The organism is Nocardia terpenica (genome assembly GCF_013186535.1).
Taxonomy (GTDB): Bacteria; Actinomycetota; Actinomycetes; order Mycobacteriales; family Mycobacteriaceae; genus Nocardia; species Nocardia terpenica.
In genome coordinates this window covers 789,178-806,302 of record NZ_JABMCZ010000002.1, presented here as the reverse complement: position 1 = coordinate 806,302, position 17,125 = coordinate 789,178, and the positions used below count along the sequence as shown (strand labels likewise).

Sequence of the window (17,125 nt, the reverse complement as noted above, 5' to 3'; positions counted from 1 at the left end):
ATCGAAACCGGCCGAAACGCGCCTGAACTGCGAAAACGACAGAGGTTTCGTCGGTTTCGGCTGTTTCGTGCAGGGAGGTGGGGGGTGTCCCCCACTCCCTTACAACGGTGACCGGGAGGCATACCGCCGCCCTTGGTGTACGGGTTCCGGGATCAGTAGTCCCCGGAGCGACCGGGCGGCCTACAGCACGTCGGGTGGGGTGCCGGGTGGCCGCAGTGTGATCTGTCCGGAGAGCAGACGGGCGCGCAGACCGTTGTAGGCATCGCACAGCTCGCCGAGTTCCGAACCATTCCTCGATCCGCCAAGCGCGCGTTCGGTAGCGTCGCGGGCGAGGACGAACGCCAGCCACCCCGCCGCCTCGCCGAGGCGCGCCGCCGACTGCGTGGTGCCAGGCACGGTGTCGATGTGGCGCAATCGTTCGGCGGCGTAGTAGTCGATCGCGTAGGCCAGCCGGGACAACGCGACGACCGCGCTGGTCAACAGCACTCCCGCGCGTTGGATCTCGTCCACTGCGGGCAGGGCGCTGTGGATCAGTACCCCAGCTGCGAGGTATCTCTGACGGTTGAGGGGCAGCATTTGCGCTGCGGCGGTAAGCAATTGGTCATCGCTGGGCTTGCCTGCCATCGCGTCGAGCAGATCTTCGGCGGTTGGCAGCAGAGCCGAAGGCGGTTGGCTCACATTATCCCCTGATCCGGTGGCTGGTGTTCGTAGATCCATTGCTGGCCAAGCTGTTTCGCGTACTCGACACTGCTCGCCGACGCCTCGCGGACCAGCGCACCGTCCCGGCGTACCCGCATCGCACATGACCGCTGAGTGGTGGCCCGAATCTCCATGTCGCAGAGTCCATGTCGGCGTGCCAGCCACCATTCGCGGCTGTCGCCCCGCAGTTCCCATCCGTCGGTAGCGTGCTCGGGAAGGATCGGCCCGAACGGCAGCGGCGTAACCGCGCCGTCGCTGCCGGTGTGAGTGTGAGCCGCTGCGGCAGACTCGGGTTGGAACTCCGCACCGGTCACTGCTCGCCGTCCTCGGACTCGATACGCTCCCGTATAGCGTCCACCGACCGCTCACGCGGAATTCGCTGCGGCCACAACGTCACCACCGCGTACACCAGCGCCGACGCGGCCAGGCATGCGAAAAGCAACCCGACGAATGTCACGGCCGCTCACCGCCTGTCCATCCCGCGCGAGCCAGACGGCCGCGCGCAGTAATCGACCAGCGAGACCGATGCGCTACCGGCATGATCAGGCCACGTTGCGCGAGTTGCTCGATGGCATGTCGTGTCGCCCAACCGGTTAGCTCCGCCTGGTCGCTGATCTGCTGCGCGGTCAGCATCCCGCCCGGCGCAAGCACATTCAATACCGCCGATTCCGCTGCCTGTCCGATCGCCATCCAAGCCCCCTTGGTGCATCGATTGGGATGGCCCCGCCGCTGGTGGAGGGAGGTGGTGCGCAGAGTCGGAGCCTGAAATCGAGCGTCACATCCGGGGTGAGTGCAAACAATGGCAATTCACGAAGCGACGATTTCGAAATGCCACACGGTAAGCGAGATGTGGTGTGCTGGTTAGTATTCCAGCTGGAGCAGGTCGGACAGCTGTCTCATCTCATCGGTAAGAGTGCGACGGCGACCCACGATCCTGCCGAGCAGATCCTTCGCCATTCGATGCTCGACCAGCCACGGCCGAGCCTCGCGTGCCAGCTGCCACAGCACTTCGAATGCGGCGTCGTAGTGACGGAGCTCGGTGTGCGCGGCGGCGACGTCGAGGAGGTGGCGATTGCGGTTATCGGACGTCGGTCGCAAGCCCGGAGGCACGTCGCGTGTCAGCCGCAGCGCAAGGTCGGGCCGGTCGTCCACCACGGCATTCTCGACACGCTTCATAGCCACCGTGGCCGGTCCGAACGTTGTCCAATACTGGTGGTAGCCACCGGATTCGCGGCCGATCGCCACGGCGGCGGCGTGCGCGAGGCGCATCATGTCCGATGCCTCGTCCGGCCGGTTGTCGCGGATCGCGGCAGCCGAGCCACGCAGTAGCAACCAACCCCATGTCGAGATTTCCTGCGGCGTCGCCACAGAAAGCCGTGGCTCGACCCGATCGGCCCACTGGGCGGCAAGCTTGCGCACCTTCTCGAACTGTCGTTCCACGAGCAGCAGCCAGCACAGCGTAATGACCGCGGACGCGGCGTCGAGCACGTTCCCGGTCGCTTCCGCTTCGGCAAGCGACTGGTCGAGTGCGACTCGCGCGGCTTCCCGCTGCCGTGTCTGCACCATGACAGATCCGGCGAGCTGCAAAATCCGTGACCGCAGAAGCGGTGTCGATGCCTGCCCGTCCGCAATCAAGCGCGGGAGCACGCGAGCGAGGATTTCGTACTCGTTGTCGTGGTACAGCTTCACAGCCGCAGCCAGAGCTTCCTCCAAACTGCGATCCGCCAATGGCTCCGTCGTACCTACGGCAAGCGGCGCGGTGATCGCTTGCCGGGTGGGCAACCACAGCTCGCCGTTGCTGCTCTCGGGTGGCTGCGGGTTCGGCCCGAGAAGGGTTGTCACTGGGCAGCCGAGCGCGACGGCGAGGCGGCGGAGCGTGTCGATCCGGGTGTCTTCGCGCTCACCCTGCTCGATCTTCCGAATCAGGGACACAGAGACCCCGGAAGCCTGTGCAAGCTCCTTCTGGTTGAGTCCGCGACGCTTCCGAACCGACCGGAGACGTTCACCGAGATCTGTGCCCATGACTCGAGGCTATGGCCGATCGACGTCCGACGTACAGGGGAAGTCCGGCATGGATCGCTTCGCGCGGCCAGCGGGTCGTGTAGTCAGGTCGGCACCTCGCTGGAAAATTCGGACCGCCCGCCCTCCTGACTCCGCGCGCGTCAGGCGTTTTTACGCGGGGGCGAAATTGCCGCCGACCGACGGGTGTGAACGGTCCTGCCGGTTGTGCCATGACGCCCACGAGAGGGCAGCTCAGGGGTGGTATCCGGCGTGCCGACAGTGTGCCAAGACAAGCACGTACGGGTTGGATATGGACCTACACGTTAGACGCGAAACAGCCTCTGGCCTGGACTGTTTGGACCTTCAAGGACGAGAGACTATGAAAATGGGTCACTCGTAATGAAAAGGTCGGGGGTTCGATTCCCCCAGGCGGCTCCAGGTCACCGTTGCGGGGCCGGGTTGTCGGTTCCGCGTTCTTCGGGCGCATCCGTATGTACTGTGCCATCGCCCATTCCCGCGTAGGTTGCTCGCATGCAATGGGTTTCGCTGGCTGGGACTGCGCTTGGGGCGGTTACAGCGGCTGAATTCGTGTTGTCGCTGGGCTTGACGGCCGTGGCTGGTGGGTGGGGTACATCTGGTGGGTGCGGTATCCGCAAGGCGGTGGGCTGACCGCCGAGCGACGGATGTTGCGGGAGCGGTTGCGGCTGGAAGCCGCGGACGCTTTCGCCCGGGGCGAGGACAATGCGGTGATCGCCCACCGGCTGCGAGTCAGCGTGCGGTCGGTGCAACGGTGGCGCCAGGCGTGGGGATCGGCGGGGCGGGAAGCGTTGCGGTCCAAGGGCCCCGCGTCGCTGCCGTTGCTGTCCGACGAACAGTTCCAGGTACTCGAACACGAGCTGGCCAAGGGCCCGGCCGAGCACGGCTGGCCGGACCAGAAATGGACTCTGGCCAGGATCAAGACCGTGATCGGGCGCCGGTTCCACATCTCCTACACGATCAAGGGGGTGTCGTTGTTGTTGCACCGGCACGGGTGGAGCCGTCAGCAACCTGCCCGCCGGGCGGTCGAACGCGACGACGCGGCGGTCGCGACGTGGGTGAAGGACGTGTGGCCGCACGTAAAACCGCCGCGGCGGCGCTCGGAGCCTGGGTCGTGTTCGAAGACGAAGCCGGGTTCACGATGACGCCGCCGACCGCACGGACCTGGGCGCCACGCGGGCACACCCCGATCGTGCGGGTCCGGGGCCGAACCACCCGCCGGATATCGATCGCCGCGCTGACCTGCTACAAGCCCGGCCATCGGTCCCGGCTGATCTGGCGACCGTATCGGCACGACCGAAATAGTTCGGGCAGGAAGAGCTTCGCCTGGACCGACTACCGGGACCTGCTCATCGCCGCCCACCGGCAACTCGGCGGGCCGATCGTGGTCTGCTGGGACAACCTCAACACCCACCTCACCGCCGGCATGCGCCGATTCGTCACCGGCCACGACTGGCTCACTGTCTACCAACTGCCCGCCTACGCGCCCGATCTGAATCCGACCGAAGGCATCTGGTCACTACTGCGGCGAGGCCGGCTGGCCAACCGCATCATCACCGACCCCGACCACCTCATGCGCATCGTGCGCAGCGACCTGCACCGCATCGGCTACCACCCCAACCTGATCGACGGCTGCCTCACCGCAACCGGACTCACACCCACCCCGAAACGATCATGACGACAACACGAAATCAGCCTCTGTATTGCGTTGTTGGCTACTGCGCTCAATGAGCGGGTCAAGTGGGGGCGGGAGCAGGTGGTGGGGCGGCGGAAGTTGTGTCAGGAGGCTTACTCTCGGTTTTTGGCGGCGTTGACCGATGCGCATGAGCGGATGCGGGTTGTGGCGTTGGCGGGGGATGGTGGGGACGGGGGGCGGGCTGCGGCGGTGCTCGATGTTTTTCGGGATGCGGGGTGCTATCAGGTGCGGTACGAGATGTCGCTGGTGGCGGGGCAGGAGGTGTTGGACGGGGCCGAGAAGTGTTTTCAGTTGCTGCGGGATATTCGGGACGAGTTCGCGGGTGGGGCGGTTGTGGAGTCGCCGGAGTATGTCGCGCTGCGGCGGGCTTACCGGACCGCGCTGCGTGAGTTGCAGGCGGCGATGCGGGTCGATCTCGGGGCGGGGGCGGTCGACTTCGCCGGAGGGTCTTAGGCGCTGCACTGTCCGGACACCAATCCGCGGGCGGGGGTGAGGGGGAGGTCGGTGGCGGTGAGTAGGCCGGGGCGGGCCTCGATCACCGCGGGGACCGCGTTGACCAGGCGGGCGGCGGTGCCGACCACGCCGCCGAGGGCGTGGTCGCCGTCGCTGTCCAGCCGCAGGTCGAGCAGGTAGTGCGGGTCGCCGGTGATTTCGACCCGGTAGCAACCCTTTCCGGCCGGTTGCGGCCAGTCGGGGGCCAGGGCGGGGTGCAGGCGGGTGATGTGTTCGAGGGTGAGGGCCGGGTGGTCGTCGCGCAGGCCGACGACTTGGAAGCGGAGGGCGGCGGCGGTGCCGGGGGCGATGGTGCGGTCGCCGACGCGCAGCGGCTCGGGGGTGGGGAGGCGCTCGAAATGCTGTGTGACGGAATCCAATCGGAGGTCCAGGGCCGCTGCCAGCTGATGGATCACGCTGCCCCAGGCGAGGGTGAGGACGCCCGGTTGCAGGAGCAGCGGCAGATCGTCGAGGGCGCTGCCGAAGCCCATGATGTCGAACAGGACCTTGGCGTTGTCGTAGGTGGAGTAGTCCAGGATCTCCGAGCACACGATCGCGTCGATGCGTTCGGAGCCGCTGGTCAGCAGCAGGGGCAGCCAGTCGTTGGCCCAGCCGGGATCGATGCCGTTGACCCACAGCGAGGCGCCGCCCGCCGCCGCGGCCGCCTCGATCTCCTCGATGGTCTCCGAAGGCAGTGTGCCGTACGGGTATTGCAGGAAGACGGGGCTGCTGGACACCACATTGATGCCCGCGCGCAGGAAACGCTTCAGATCCTCCACCGCCTCGCCCAGCCGGTCGTCGGCCATGGCGGTGTAGACGACGCAGTCCGGCCGCAGCTCCAGCAGCGCCTGCGCGTCCGTCGTTGCGGCGACGCCGATTTCGCGATCCAGGCCCGCCAGTGCTCCGGCGTCGCGCCCGGCCTTGGCCGGACCGGACACCCACACGCCGACCAGCTCGAGATCCGGCCGGGCGATGATCGTCCGCAGCGCGCGCCGCCCGACATTGCCGGTACTCCACTGCACCACGCGATAGGTCATGCGAAAGCTCCTGCTACAGATCGGGAAGACCGAGTTCGAGATTGGGATGTTCGATGCCGCCGTCGATTTCGAGCACCTTGCCGGTCAGGTAGCCGCCCGCCGGTGCGCACAGGTAGACGATGCCGGCCGCGATCTCCCACGGCTCGCCCAGCCGGCGCAGCGGCGTCGCCGCCTCCATGCGCTGCTTGATCTCCGGCTGCTGCGCCACCACCTCCAGCGCCGAGGTGAGCACCGAGCCGACCGCGATCGCATTGACCCGGATGCGCGGGGCCAGATCGGTGGCGGCCAGCCGGGTCCAGTGCGCGAGTGCGGCTTTGGCGGTGCCGTAGGCGAGGAAACCGCGGCCGGGGGAGCGGCCCATCATCGAGGAGATATTGACCACCGACCCGCCGCCTGCCGCCAGCAGATGCGGGACCGCGGCCCGGGTGAGCGTGTGCGCGGTGGACACATTGAACCGGAACGCCTCCTCGAGGAATTCCGGCGTCGTGGTCAGGAAGGTGTTCGGCATGGTGCCGCCGACATTGTTGACGACGATGTCGAGGCGGCCCAGTTCGGCGGCCGCGGTCTCGGCCGGCGCCGCCACCGCGGACAGGTCCGACAGGTCGCAGGGGACGGTGATCGCCCGCCGACCCAGCGCGCGCACCTTCTCGGCGACCTCGTCGAGCTGGGTCGCGGTGCGGGCGGCGATGACGACATCGGCGCCCCCCTCGGCCAGGGCCAGCGCGGTCGCCGCGCCGATGCCGCGTCCGGCACCGGTCACCACGGCCACCCGGCCGTCGAGTCGGAAGCGGTCCAGGATCATCGGTACCTCCCAGTGACGGCGATCACAAGCAGTGTTTAGAACAAGTTCTAGTCTGTCAAGGGGCGGGGCTAGCATCGGGGTATGGCAGCCGAATCTTCGAATTTGTCCACGCCCGTTCCGATCCTGCGCATCTTCGACGTCGCCAAGGCGTACGAGTTCTACCGTGACTACCTGGGATTCACCGTCGACTGGGAGCATCGTTTCGAGCCCGGGCTGCCGCTGTACGCGCAGGTGTCCCGGGCGGCGGCGACGCTGCACCTGAGCGAGCACCACGGTGACGGCACCCCCGGCACCACGCTGTGGATCGCTGTGGACGATATCGGCGCCCTGCATGCGGAATTGGCTTCGAAGCAGTACGGATTCGCGCGGCCGGGCGCGCCGGAGGACGGGCCGGGCGGGCCGGGATTCGAGGTCATCGACCCGTTCGGTAATACGCTGCGGTTCGCCCAGCCCGACTGACCTGGCGGGCCACGGTCGTTCGTCGCTACCGTGAACATCGTGGATACCGCGCATGCCCTGCCCGCCGGGCCGACCCGCAGCGGTTGGCGCACCCTCGCAGTCCCGCTGCTCGTCGGCGGTGCCGCGGCGGGCTCGATCGCGCTGCTGCATGTGCGGGATCCGCATGTGCAGGGGTCGTACGGGATCTGCCCGTTCTATGCGCTGACCGGACTGTGGTGCCCGGGGTGCGGCGGATTGCGGGCCGTGCACAACCTCACCGACGGGCGGCTTCTCGACGCCGTGCACAGCAATGTGCTGGTGCTGCCGCTGCTGGTGGGCTTCGCGGTGGTCTGGGGCCGCTGGGCGCTGCGCCGGTGGCGCGGCCTGCCGCCGAATCCGTTCCCGTTCGCCATGAGCTGGGGGTCCCTGTGGATAATCGTCGCGGTGCTGACCGCATTCACCGTGCTGCGCAATACGCCCTGGGGCACGTGGCTCGCGCCGGTGTGATCCCGCCCGGCGTGGTGCGGCGAATTCCACTGCCGCACTGGGCATGCTGACGACATGGCCGATTCACTGAAGGCACGCGTGCGCGAGAAGCTGCTCCGCCAGCTCCTGGAGGACGGCATCCCCGACCCCGAGCAGGACGACACGCGGCAGGTGTCGGTGGAGGCCGATCTGGACGCGCTCGATGCGGTGGGGGAGGACGATCCGTTGGTGGAGGAGCTGGCGGCGCGGTATTTGATGCCGTGAGGGGTGGGTGATGGGCTTGGGGTTAGAAGGTGCAGGGGGCTGCGCCGGGGGTGGGGGTGGTGGTGAGGCCGGGGCGGGTTTCGGGGGTGGGGTTCCACTGGCCGTTGGTGGTGGTGTAGTTCCAGGTGGGGCCCTGGGTGGTGAGGGTTGTGAGGGCGGCGATGAGGCGGTCTATGTCGGTGGGAGTGGTGCCCAGGCCGATGCTGGCGCGGAGGGCGGCGGGGATGCCGAGTTTGGCGAGGAGGGGGTGGGCGCAGAAGCGGCCGTCGCGGACGCCGATGGCGTGCTCGGCGGAGAGGTAGGCGGCGACGCGGCCGGGCTCGAAGCCATCCACGGTGAAGGCGACGATGCCGACGCTGTCGGGGCTGTCCGGCCAGATCTGCAGGAAACGCACGCCCGCAACGGTTTTCAGGCCGGAGCGCAGGCGGTCGGCGAGGGTGCGCTCGTGGTCGGCGACGGCCTGCGGGTCGAGGGCGGCCAGGGTGTCGCAGGCCGCGGCGAGGGCGGCGACACCGAGCACGTTCGGGGAACCGGCCTCGTGGCGCTGCGGGGCGGGCGCCCACTGCGCGCCGGTGGTGGTGACCTCGGTGACCGCGCCGCCGCCCGCCAGGTACGGGGCCGCGGCGTCGAGCCAGTCGCGGCGGCCCACCAGTACCCCGGCTCCGAACGGCGCGTACAGCTTGTGCCCGGAGAACGCCAGATAGTCGATTCCGGTGGCCTGCAGGTCGATTCGCCGGTGCGGGGCCAACTGCGCGGCGTCGACCAGGATGCGGGCCCCGCACTGGTGCGCGACGGCGGCCAGCCGCTGCAGCGGCAGCACCTCGCCGGTGACGTTGGAGGCCCCGGTGATCGCCAGCAGCGCAGCGGGTTTGGCGCACAGCTCGGCGACGAGGCGGCGGATGGTCTCCTCCACGGTGTCGGCGGCGGGCACCACCCGGCGGCCGTGCCGGGTCCAGGGCAGCAGGTTGGCGTGATGTTCGATGTCGAGGACCACGGTGTCGCCGGGCACGCAGCCCGCCAGCAGATTCAGCGAATCGGTGGTGTTGCGGGTGAACACCACGACCTGGTCGTCGGCGGCGTTGAGCAGGCGCGTCACCGAGCCGCGGGCGGCTTCGTAGCACTCGGTGGAGACGCGGGAGGCGTATCCGGCGCCGCGGTGGACGCTGGCGTAGAGCGGGAGCAGTTCGGTCACCCGGTCGGTGACCTGGGCCAGGGCGGGGGCGCTGGCGGCGTAGTCGAAATTGGCGTAGGTGCGGGTTCCCCCCTGTACCAACGGAACTCGCAGATCGCATCCGGAGACGCGGGCGAGGGCGGTACAGGTCTGGTCGAGAACGGCGGGCATCACGCAATCCCTTCGGCTCAGGGACTCCGGTGCAAGGTGCGGTTTCGGAGTCCGCGCTTGCCGTGCCCTTGTGGACGACGGCCCGGTCGTCACCCGGAGCACCCCACCGCGGAGGAGGGTTGCCGGCCAGCAAGCCGGGGCTTGACGCTGGCACTCATGACCTGAGCCGAGATTGTCAGATGCCGGGAGCGGTTGTCAACCCCCCCCCGTTCGAAACATGCTGTGCCCCATAGCCGTGGGTTCACTGCTGCGTTAGCGGCGGGTTCACTCCAGCCCGGTGGGCCGGTGATAGCTGCCGTTGTAGTACAGCAGCGGCGCCGCGATCGGCTCGTCGCCGGTGTTGTCGTGCACCCGGGTGACCAGGCCCACCACCAGGGTGTGGTCGCCGATCGGGATGAGCTGGTGCACGGTGGCCCGGACCCAGATCGGGGTGCCGTGCAGCACCGGCTCGCCGGTGTCCAGCGGGGTCCACAGCGACCGGTCGGCGAAGCGCTCGTCGGCGGCGCGGGCGAACCGCTGGGCCAGATGCTGCTGATGCTCGCCGAGGAAGTGCACCACCACCGACCGGGCCTGCAGCATGGCATCGATGCTGGAGGAGGTGTGCGCGATATTGAACGAGATCAGCGGCGGCTCCGCCGACAGCGAGGCGAACGAGGTCGCGGTGAAACCCACCGGCCGGGCCTCGGAATTCAGGGTCACGATGGTGACACCGGCCGGGTAGTGCCGCATGGCCCCGCGGTACTGGGCCGCGGTGATCCCGCTCAGATCGTCGGGTACCTGCAGACCGGTGTCGGGTGAACTGTCCACAGCCCTAACCTACGTCGCGCGCGCGGCCGATATTCCGGGCCGTGCCTCGGTCCACGGTGAACATGCAGGTCAGTCCACGTCGATGGCCAGGCCCGCCGTGATGCGGACCAGCTCCGGGAACGAGGTGCGGAACACCGTGTTGGGATGCCCGCCGGCGGCCCATAATTCGCGGTGCCCGGACAGCGCGTTGTCCACGAACATCGGCAGGTTGGTGGGATGCCCGACGGGGGCCACGCCGCCCAGCGGCTGCCCGGTGACCTCGCGCACCAGCTCGGCCGGGGCGCGAGTGAGCGTGCCCTCCAAGCGTTCTCCGGTCCGCGCCAGATCCACCTGGTGGGCGCCGGAGACCAGCAGCAGCACCGGATCGTCGTCGAGCAGGAAGACCAGCGACTTGGTGATCGCGCCCACTTCGACGCCGAGGGCCTGCGCGGCCTGCTCGGCGGTGTGGGTGGGCTCGGACCGGGTGACGATCACCCCGTGGTGGCCGCGCGCGATGAGCGTGTCCGACACCCGGGCTGCGACGGGAGGCAACGACCTGCGCATGGCACCCAGGGTAGAGGCGATCACCGACGCCCGCCGGAAGATCGGCGGCGGATCAATACTCGGGGTAGCCCTCGGCCGGGCCGAGCATCCGGTCGATGCGCCGGTGCGTGACCCGCGCCAGCTCCGGCGCGGACCGCTCCGAAACCGATTCGTGGGCAAGCGAATCGAAGACCCGGTCGAGGTCGCGGCCGGACAGCGCGCGCAGTTCGGCGTCGGCGGCGGCGAGCAGCGCCTCGGTGTCGGCGTACGGGCGGTGATCGGCGATCCGCTCCGCCCAGGTGACACAGCAGCAGCATTCGTAGAGCGCGTGCACGGCTCGGCTGCGGGGGAGCGCATTGAATCGTTCCAGGCCGATACCCTGGTGCATCATCAACATGGCGGCCTCCGGCATCGATGGCTGACATGTCCATGATCCGTTGCGAATGCCGGGCAAAACCACTGCGGCGCAGCATATTTAGCGTACCTTTTACACGCCGCGCGGAGCGTCCGAAACCGGTCGCTACGCTGGTCGGATGACCGAATGGAAGGCTTTCACCGTCGAGCGTGCCGGCCACGTCGCCACCGTGACGCTGACCGGCCCGGGCAAGGGCAATGCCATGGGCCCGGACTTCTGGCGCGAGCTGCCGCTGATCTTCGGCGAGCTCGATGCCGATCCGCAGGTGCGGGCCGTGGTGCTGACCGGCTCCGGCGCGCACTTCTCCTACGGACTGGATCTGCCCGCGATGAGCCCGCTGTTCGGGCCGCTGCTGGGCGACAAGGCGCTCGCCGCCCCGCGCACCGATTTTCTCGTCGAGCTGCGGCGCATGCAGGCCGCGGTGACCGCGGTCGCCGACTGCCGCAAGCCGGTGATCGCCGCGGTGTCGGGCTGGTGCGTCGGCGGCGGCCTGGACCTGATCGCGGCCGTCGACATCCGGTTGGCCAGCGCCGACGCGCAGTTCAGCCTGCGCGAGGCCAAGGTGGCCATCGTCGCCGACATCGGGTCGCTGCACCGGCTGCCCGGGATCATCGGCGAGGGGCATCTGCGCGAACTCGCCTACACCGGCAAGGACATCGACGCCGCGCGCGCCGAGCGGATCGGCCTGGTCAACGACGTGTATCCGGATCGGCAGGCGGTGCTGACCGCGGCCGCCGAGCTGGCCCGCGAGATCGCCGCCAATCCGCCGCTGGTGGTTCAGGGCGTCAAGGATGTGCTCGAACAGCCGCGAGTGGGCCGCATCGCCGACGGATTGCGCTACGTTTCCGCGTGGAATGCCGCCTTTCTGCCGTCGGAGGATCTCACCGAGGCCGTCCAGGCGGTGTTCGAGAAACGACCGCCGGAGTTCAAGGGCAGGTAATCGAGGATGCTCCGTTTCGCCGTGCTGGGTGAGGTACGTGCTTGGCACGGCGAGCGGCCACTCGACCTCGGGCCCAAACAGCGCCGGGCCGTGCTCGCGGCGCTGCTGCTGCGGCGGGGGCATTCGGCGACGGTCCCGGACCTCATCGATGACGTGTGGGGTAAGCGCGCCACGCCCACCGCGGTCGGCGCGCTGCGCAATCACATCCTGCACCTGCGCCGCGCGCTGGAACCGGACCGGGTCGCCGGTGCGGCGCCGAGCGTGCTGGTCGGGTTCGCCGGTGGCTACGCGCTGCGGGTGCCGCCCGGCGTGATCGACGTCGAACTGGTCGATCGGTATGTGGCCGAGGCCGAGACCGCCGAATCCGACGCCGCCGCGGAGCTGCTGGCGGCGGCGCTGCGGCTATGGGAGGGCACGCCGCTGGCCGGGTTGCCAGGACCGCATGCCGAACGGTTGCGGGCCCAACTGCTGGAGCGCCGGCTGGCCGTGCTGGAGCGGCGAACCGAGGTCGATCTGCGGCTGGGCCGCTGCGCCGCGGTGATCGCCGAGCTGCAACCGCTGGCCGCCGAGCATCCGCTGCGCGAACAGACCCGCGAACTGCTCATGACGGCGCTCTATCACGCCGGTCGCCAGGCCGAGGCGCTCGAGGTGTACGCCGATACCCGCCGCGTCCTGATCGATCGGTTGGGCATCGAGCCGGGCCCGCGGCTCACCGAGCTGCATCAGCAGATCCTGCGGGCCGAGCTGGCGCCGCTGCGGCCCGCGATCGCCGCGCCCGAGCGCGTCGTGCGCGCGGCCCAATTGCCCGCGGACATCGTGGATTTCACCGGTCGCGACGACTGCGTGCGACGGCTGGTCGACCGGCTCACCAGCACCGGCCACGGCGCGGTCGCGGTGTGCGCGATCGCCGGAATGGGTGGGGTCGGCAAGAGCACGCTGGCCGTGCACGTGGCCCATCGCGTCCGCGAGCACTTCCCGGACGGGCAGTTGCACGTCGACCTGCACGGCGTCGAGCGACCGCCCGGCACCCCGGCCGATACGCTGGGCGACTTCCTGCGCGCGCTCGGCGTCCCCGAGGGCGAGATCGCGGCGACGCCGCAGCAGCGCGCGGCGCAGTTCCGCAGCGAACTCGACGGCAAGCGGGTGCTGGTGCTGCTCGACAACGCCCGCGACGCCGAACAGGTGGCGTCGCTGATCCCGGGCACCGCGGGCTCGGCGGTGCTGATCACCAGCCGGTCCGCGCTGCCGGAGCTGCCGGGCGTGCTCAGCGTCCGGCTCGCGGAGATGAGCACCGAGGAGGCGCTGGTGCTGCTGGCCCGGATCGTGGGCGCGGAGCGGGTCGCGGCGGAGCTGGAGGCCGCCACCGCGGTGACGCGCGCCTGCGGGCGACTTCCCCTGGCGGTCCGCATCATCGGCGCGCGGCTGGCGACCCGGCCGCGCTGGACCGTCGCCTCGATCGCCGAGCGGCTGGCCGACGAGCATCAGCGACTGGACCTGCTGCGCACCGGCGAACTCGCGGTGGCCGCGGTGTTCCGGCTCGGCTACGATCAGCTGGATCCGCAGCAGGCCACGGCCTTTCGGCTGCTCGCCATGCCGGAGGTGGAGGACCTGCCGCTCGCGGGCGCGGCCGCGGTGCTCGATCTCGACCTCGCCGCGGCGGAGGAGCTGTGCGAGTCGCTGGTGGATCTGAGCCTGCTCGACAGCATCGCCGCGGGCCGCTACGGCTATCACGATCTGCTGCGGCTGTTCGCCCTCGAGCTGGAGCCGGACGCCGAGGCCGACACCGTGGCCCGGCTGATCGACTTCTACCTCGCCACCATGAAAAACCTACTGGCCGTGTGCAATCCGGGCACCCGGCTGCCCAGCTATCTGCGACCGACCCGGGTGCGGGGGCTGTCGTTCGGTTCGGGCTCGGACGCGCAGGCGTGGCTGAATGCCGAGCGGCTCAACCTGATCGCGCTGTTCCGGCAGTCGGCGCGGCTGGGCGGGGAGGCGCTGGCGATGTCCGCCGACGTGGCCTGGGCGATGGCGGAACTGATCGATGCCGGGCCGAACGCGCAGGAATTGGGCAGGGCCCTGACGGATCTGCTGGACGCGGCGCTGCGCGCGGGCGACCGGGATCTGGAGTGCCGCGCGCGGGTGGCGCTCGGCTCGGTGCTCACCTACGCGCTGGCCCGGATGCGGTCCGGGCGCGACCACCAGCGCATCGCCCTATCGTTGGGCGGGGAGTCCGGGGACGACGCCCGGCTGCGGCTGACCGCTTTCGCGGCACAATTGCTGGCCAGCTCGACCCGGATGGGTGTGGAGGCCGCCGCCTCGCTCGGGCACGCCGAGCGGGCGATCCGGCTGGCGCGGCGGATCGGCGATCCGGCGGTCGAATGCGCCTGCCTGATCCACGCGGCCAAGACGCTGTCGGACGCGGGCCGCTACGACGAGTCGGCCGAGCACGCCGTGCGCGGGCGCGAATTGGCCCGGCGCATGGGCAATCTCGGGCTCGAGGCGATGGCCACCCATGAGCTGGGCGCCGCGGTGGCGTTCCGCGGCGAGCACGAGCGCGCCATCGAGCTGTGCCTGCACGCCGTGGAGGTGGCGCGGCGCAGCGGCATGCGGGTGCGGCTGGGTTTCGCGCTCGGGCGGCTGGCCCAGGTGTACATGGTGACGGGGCGGCTCGAGCAGGCCGAGCCGCGCGCGGCCGAGGCGGTGCGCAATGTCACCCAGGCCGCGGGACCGCTGCACCGCGCCCGAATCCTGTTGCTGCACGCGCTGATTCTGGAGGGCATGGGCCGGGTGGACGCGGCGCAGCGCGTGCTGCGCAATACCGCCGAGATCGTCGCGGAGCTCGACGACGTCCATCTCGTGCACGAGCGGGTCGACGAGGAGCTGGAGGCGCCGGTGCTCGCGATCCTGCGCGACCATCTGGACGCGGTCCTCGCGGCCCGGGCGTCGCGCTGAGACCCCCGGGCCACGCCGAAGTCACCGGGGACGGCTCAGTGGCCGCCCTGCTCCTTCAGCCGCGCGAACGCCTCGTCGACCAGCGTCTCGGCCTTGGCCCGGTCGCCCCAGCCCTCGACCTTGACCCACTTGCCCGGCTCCAGGTCCTTGTAGTGCTCGAAGAAGTGCTCGATCGCCTTGCGATCGAATTCGCCGATGTCGGAGACGTCCTGGATGTGGTTCCAGCGCTTGTCGCCCGCCGGGACCGCCACGATCTTCTCGTCGCCGCCGGCCTCGTCGCTCATGATCAGCACGCCCACCGGGCGGGCCTCGACGATGACGCCCGGGAACACCGACTCCGGCAGCAGCACCAGGCAGTCCAGCGGATCGCCGTCGGAGCCGAGGCTGTTCTCGACGTAGCCGTAATCGGCGGGGTAGACCATGGGGGTGTAGAGGTAGCGGTCCAGCCGCACCCGACCGGTCTCGTGGTCGACCTCGTACTTGTTGCGCTGACCCTTGGGGATCTCGATGGTGACGTCGAACTCCACGTCATCTCCTTCGTCTGGTGCGTATGGCCTGCCGACTCGCCAGCTCGTTCGGAGGAACGCCGGCGAGGTGAGGATAGTGTGGTCGATGGGCGCATGGGTGCGGCAGGGATCGGGGCCCGCCGGAATACCGCGATGCGTGGGTGCCAGGCAGGTGAATTCAGGAGACGGCGGTTACGTGGTAGGTCGAGGTAGGAAGAACATCGGTGGTCTGGCTGCCCGGCGGCGCCGCAATATCTGGATCGGGGTGAGTGCGGGTCTGGTCGTGGTGGTCGCGGCCGCGGCCGTGGTGGCGATCACGCTGAAGCCGTGGACCGAGGAGTTCCGGCACGGCGGCCTGAAGATCGCCGCGCCGCCCGCCCCGGTGAAACCGTTCCCGCAGTTGACACCCGCGTCCGCGACCGCCCCCGAGCCGACCCGCCAGGGCCTGGCCACCGCGCTCGCCCAGGTGACCGGCAGCCCCGATCTGGGCGCGTTCAGCGGGTCGGTGTCGGATGCCGACACCGGGACCGTGCTGTGGAGCACCGATCCGGACAAGCCGATCATCCCGGCGTCCACCGCCAAGGTGCTGACCGCGGCCGCGGCGCTGCTGGTGCTGCCGCCCGACCACCGGGTGACCACCCGGGTGGTCGCGGGCGCGAATCCGGGCGAGATCGTGCTGGTCGGCGGCGGCGATCCGACGTTGACCGCGCAGGCCGACGGCAAGGGCTATTACCCGAACGGGCCGAAGCTGTCGGACCTGGTCGCGCAGATCCGTGTCTGGGGCCAGCCGGTGACCTCGATCCTGGTGGACAACTCGCTGTACACGGGGCCGGGCTGGCCCGCGGGCTGGGATCCGGCCGATATCGGCGGCGGTTCCTGGGCGCCGATCGAATCGGTGATGATCGACGGCGGGCGGCTGGATCCGCTGGTCGAATACTCGCCGCGCACACCGACTCCCGCGCTGGACGCGGGCAAGCGGCTGGCGCTGGAGCTGGGCCTGGACGCGAACAAGGTGCGGGCGGGCAAGGCGCCCGCGGGTGCGGCCGAGATCGCGCACGTGGACTCCGCGCCGCTGCGGGATCGGCTGCGCGACATGATGGTTCACTCCGACGACGTGCTCGCCGAGACCATCGGCCGGGAGATGGCCGCCGCCACCGGCAACGAGCAGTCCTTCGCCGGGGCCGTGCGCGCGACCATGACCGCCATGAACGCCGCGGGATTCGACACCACCGGCGTCACCATGCTCGACAACAGCGGACTGTCCACCGACGACCGGATTCCGGCCCGCCTGCTGGACCGCATTCTCACCGAGGCGGCCACCCCGCAGCCGGGCGCGCGGCCGAGCGGCGCGGCGACACAGACCGATTCGCGCACCTCGGTGGTCGAGACCGACCCGCCGACCTCCGGTTCGCCGCTGGCGCCGCTGCTGGACTACCTGCCGGTCGCGGGCGGTTCGGGTTCGCTGGCGGGACGGTTCACCGCCCCGCAGGACCGCGGCGCCGCGGGGTGGGTGCGGGCCAAAACCGGAACTCTGTCGGTATCGAGCGCGTTGGCAGGGTATGTGCTCGACAACGATGGGCGCGTGCTGACCTTCGCGCTGATGTCCAACGACCGGCCGCCGGAGGCGAGCCGACCGGCCCTGGACGCGATCGCCGCGACACTGCGCAACTGTGGCTGCTCCTGACGGGTG

20 protein-coding genes and 1 riboswitch are annotated in these 17,125 nt (G+C 69.7%); of the genes, 8 read left to right on the top strand and 12 right to left on the bottom strand.

Features of this window, described 5'->3' with window-relative positions:
* Positions 1–180 precede the first annotated feature (180 nt).
* From HPY32_RS15175 to HPY32_RS15155, 5 genes are all read right to left on the bottom strand, one after another.
* Complete coding sequence (locus HPY32_RS15175) at positions 181–678, bottom strand: hypothetical protein (protein WP_156674080.1); 498 nt, start codon at positions 676–678, stop codon at positions 181–183.
* Positions 675–1,013 carry a hypothetical protein gene (locus tag HPY32_RS15170; protein ID WP_067580501.1) on the bottom strand — a complete coding sequence of 113 codons (339 nt, stop codon included), beginning with the start codon at positions 1,011–1,013 and terminating at the stop codon, positions 675–677. The genes HPY32_RS15175 and HPY32_RS15170 overlap by 4 nt, the downstream gene beginning before the upstream one ends.
* Positions 1,010–1,156, bottom strand: coding sequence for a hypothetical protein (locus HPY32_RS15165; protein ID WP_156674081.1), 147 nt, complete (start codon positions 1,154–1,156; stop codon positions 1,010–1,012). Before HPY32_RS15165 ends, HPY32_RS15170 begins: the two co-directional genes overlap by 4 nt.
* On the bottom strand, positions 1,153–1,389 hold the full coding sequence (locus HPY32_RS15160; protein ID WP_156674082.1) for a hypothetical protein: 237 nt from the start codon (positions 1,387–1,389) through the stop codon (positions 1,153–1,155). Before HPY32_RS15160 ends, HPY32_RS15165 begins: the two co-directional genes overlap by 4 nt.
* Positions 1,390–1,560: 171 nt before the next feature.
* Positions 1,561–2,721, bottom strand: a complete 1,161-nt coding sequence (locus tag HPY32_RS15155; RefSeq protein ID WP_067580503.1) for a helix-turn-helix domain-containing protein — start codon at positions 2,719–2,721, stop codon at positions 1,561–1,563.
* Positions 2,722–3,341: 620 nt separating this feature from the next.
* Here HPY32_RS15155 and HPY32_RS46805 point away from each other — a divergent pair.
* Both HPY32_RS46805 and HPY32_RS15140 read left to right on the top strand, forming a co-directional pair.
* A protein-coding gene (locus tag HPY32_RS46805; RefSeq protein ID WP_444939652.1) for an IS630 family transposase occupies positions 3,342–4,414 on the top strand; the annotation gives its coding sequence in 2 pieces (ribosomal slippage) (positions 3,342–3,879 and positions 3,879–4,414; 1,074 coding nt in all).
* Between the two features lie 132 nt (positions 4,415–4,546).
* Positions 4,547–4,885: a hypothetical protein gene (locus HPY32_RS15140; protein ID WP_171982872.1), complete on the top strand. Its 339-nt coding sequence runs from the start codon at positions 4,547–4,549 to the stop codon at positions 4,883–4,885.
* On the opposite strand, the gene HPY32_RS15135 is transcribed toward HPY32_RS15140, so the two are convergent.
* Both HPY32_RS15135 and HPY32_RS15130 read right to left on the bottom strand, forming a co-directional pair.
* Positions 4,882–5,961: an NAD(P)H-dependent amine dehydrogenase family protein gene (locus HPY32_RS15135; protein WP_067580508.1), complete on the bottom strand. Its 1,080-nt coding sequence runs from the start codon at positions 5,959–5,961 to the stop codon at positions 4,882–4,884. The genes HPY32_RS15140 and HPY32_RS15135 overlap by 4 nt on opposite strands.
* Positions 5,962–5,974: 13 nt before the next feature.
* A complete protein-coding gene (locus HPY32_RS15130; protein ID WP_067580510.1) occupies positions 5,975–6,763 on the bottom strand; it encodes an SDR family oxidoreductase in 789 nt (262 codons plus the stop codon).
* Positions 6,764–6,844: 81 nt separating this feature from the next.
* Here HPY32_RS15130 and HPY32_RS15125 point away from each other — a divergent pair, with 81 nt between their 5' ends.
* Genes HPY32_RS15125 through HPY32_RS15115 form a run of 3 tightly spaced genes read left to right on the top strand, consistent with a single transcriptional unit; the run spans position 6,845 to position 7,951 of the window.
* Entirely contained in the window at positions 6,845–7,222 is a 378-nt protein-coding gene (locus HPY32_RS15125; protein ID WP_067580512.1) for a glyoxalase superfamily protein, read from the top strand.
* 39 nt (positions 7,223–7,261) lie between these two features.
* On the top strand, positions 7,262–7,708 hold the full coding sequence (locus HPY32_RS15120; RefSeq protein WP_082871117.1) for a DUF2752 domain-containing protein: 447 nt from the start codon (positions 7,262–7,264) through the stop codon (positions 7,706–7,708).
* 54 nt (positions 7,709–7,762) lie between these two features.
* Positions 7,763–7,951 carry a hypothetical protein gene (locus HPY32_RS15115; protein WP_171982871.1) on the top strand — a complete coding sequence of 63 codons (189 nt, stop codon included), beginning with the start codon at positions 7,763–7,765 and terminating at the stop codon, positions 7,949–7,951.
* 22 nt (positions 7,952–7,973) lie between these two features.
* On the opposite strand, the gene HPY32_RS15110 is transcribed toward HPY32_RS15115, so the two are convergent.
* The 4 genes from HPY32_RS15110 to HPY32_RS15095 all read right to left on the bottom strand — a co-directional run bounded on the left by HPY32_RS15110 (position 7,974) and on the right by HPY32_RS15095 (position 11,016).
* A complete protein-coding gene (locus HPY32_RS15110) occupies positions 7,974–9,293 on the bottom strand; it encodes an aminotransferase class V-fold PLP-dependent enzyme (protein ID WP_171982870.1) in 1,320 nt (439 codons plus the stop codon).
* Positions 9,294–9,341: 48 nt separating this feature from the next.
* A riboswitch (SAM riboswitch) is annotated at positions 9,342–9,455 on the bottom strand.
* Positions 9,456–9,557: 102 nt separating this feature from the next.
* A complete protein-coding gene (locus tag HPY32_RS15105; protein WP_082871118.1) occupies positions 9,558–10,022 on the bottom strand; it encodes a flavin reductase family protein in 465 nt (154 codons plus the stop codon).
* Between the two features lie 147 nt (positions 10,023–10,169).
* Entirely contained in the window at positions 10,170–10,643 is a 474-nt protein-coding gene (locus HPY32_RS15100) for a YbaK/EbsC family protein (RefSeq protein WP_067580515.1), read from the bottom strand.
* Between the two features lie 52 nt (positions 10,644–10,695).
* Complete coding sequence (locus HPY32_RS15095) at positions 10,696–11,016, bottom strand: 2-oxo-4-hydroxy-4-carboxy-5-ureidoimidazoline decarboxylase (RefSeq protein WP_067585050.1); 321 nt, start codon at positions 11,014–11,016, stop codon at positions 10,696–10,698.
* A gap of 139 nt (positions 11,017–11,155) precedes the next feature.
* Here HPY32_RS15095 and HPY32_RS15090 point away from each other — a divergent pair, with 139 nt between their 5' ends.
* Positions 11,156–11,977, top strand: a complete 822-nt coding sequence (locus tag HPY32_RS15090; protein WP_067580517.1) for a crotonase/enoyl-CoA hydratase family protein — start codon at positions 11,156–11,158, stop codon at positions 11,975–11,977.
* Between the two features lie 6 nt (positions 11,978–11,983).
* Positions 11,984–14,929: an AfsR/SARP family transcriptional regulator gene (locus HPY32_RS15085; protein WP_067580520.1), complete on the top strand. Its 2,946-nt coding sequence runs from the start codon at positions 11,984–11,986 to the stop codon at positions 14,927–14,929.
* A 35-nt stretch (positions 14,930–14,964) separates the two neighbouring features.
* Here the strand turns inward: HPY32_RS15085 and ppa are convergent, their stop codons facing one another.
* Positions 14,965–15,456 (bottom strand): inorganic diphosphatase, encoded by a 492-nt coding sequence (ppa, locus tag HPY32_RS15080; RefSeq protein ID WP_067580521.1) that lies wholly within the window; start codon positions 15,454–15,456, stop codon positions 14,965–14,967.
* Positions 15,457–15,655: 199 nt separating this feature from the next.
* Here ppa and HPY32_RS15075 point away from each other — a divergent pair, with 199 nt between their 5' ends.
* Positions 15,656–17,119: a D-alanyl-D-alanine carboxypeptidase/D-alanyl-D-alanine-endopeptidase gene (locus tag HPY32_RS15075; RefSeq protein WP_067585053.1), complete on the top strand. Its 1,464-nt coding sequence runs from the start codon at positions 15,656–15,658 to the stop codon at positions 17,117–17,119.
* The last annotated feature ends 6 nt before the right edge of the window (positions 17,120–17,125 follow it).

Excerpts from the sequence above, each read along its gene's own strand:
- HPY32_RS15110 (WP_171982870.1), bottom strand. The coding sequence starts at position 9,293 with ATGCCCGCCGTTCTCGACCAGACCTGTACCGCCCTCGCCCGCGTCTCC.
- HPY32_RS15160 (WP_156674082.1), bottom strand. The coding sequence starts at position 1,389 with ATGGCGATCGGACAGGCAGCGGAATCGGCGGTATTGAATGTGCTTGCG.
- HPY32_RS15090 (WP_067580517.1), top strand. The coding sequence starts at position 11,156 with ATGACCGAATGGAAGGCTTTCACCGTCGAGCGTGCCGGCCACGTCGCC.
- HPY32_RS15130 (WP_067580510.1), bottom strand. The coding sequence starts at position 6,763 with ATGATCCTGGACCGCTTCCGACTCGACGGCCGGGTGGCCGTGGTGACC.
- HPY32_RS15105 (WP_082871118.1), bottom strand. The coding sequence starts at position 10,022 with ATGCGGCACTACCCGGCCGGTGTCACCATCGTGACCCTGAATTCCGAG.
- HPY32_RS15155 (WP_067580503.1), bottom strand. The coding sequence starts at position 2,721 with ATGGGCACAGATCTCGGTGAACGTCTCCGGTCGGTTCGGAAGCGTCGC.
- HPY32_RS15135 (WP_067580508.1), bottom strand. The coding sequence starts at position 5,961 with ATGACCTATCGCGTGGTGCAGTGGAGTACCGGCAATGTCGGGCGGCGC.
- HPY32_RS15115 (WP_171982871.1), top strand. The coding sequence starts at position 7,763 with ATGGCCGATTCACTGAAGGCACGCGTGCGCGAGAAGCTGCTCCGCCAG.
- HPY32_RS15125 (WP_067580512.1), top strand. The coding sequence starts at position 6,845 with ATGGCAGCCGAATCTTCGAATTTGTCCACGCCCGTTCCGATCCTGCGC.
- HPY32_RS15085 (WP_067580520.1), top strand. The coding sequence starts at position 11,984 with ATGCTCCGTTTCGCCGTGCTGGGTGAGGTACGTGCTTGGCACGGCGAG.
- HPY32_RS15100 (WP_067580515.1), bottom strand. The coding sequence starts at position 10,643 with ATGCGCAGGTCGTTGCCTCCCGTCGCAGCCCGGGTGTCGGACACGCTC.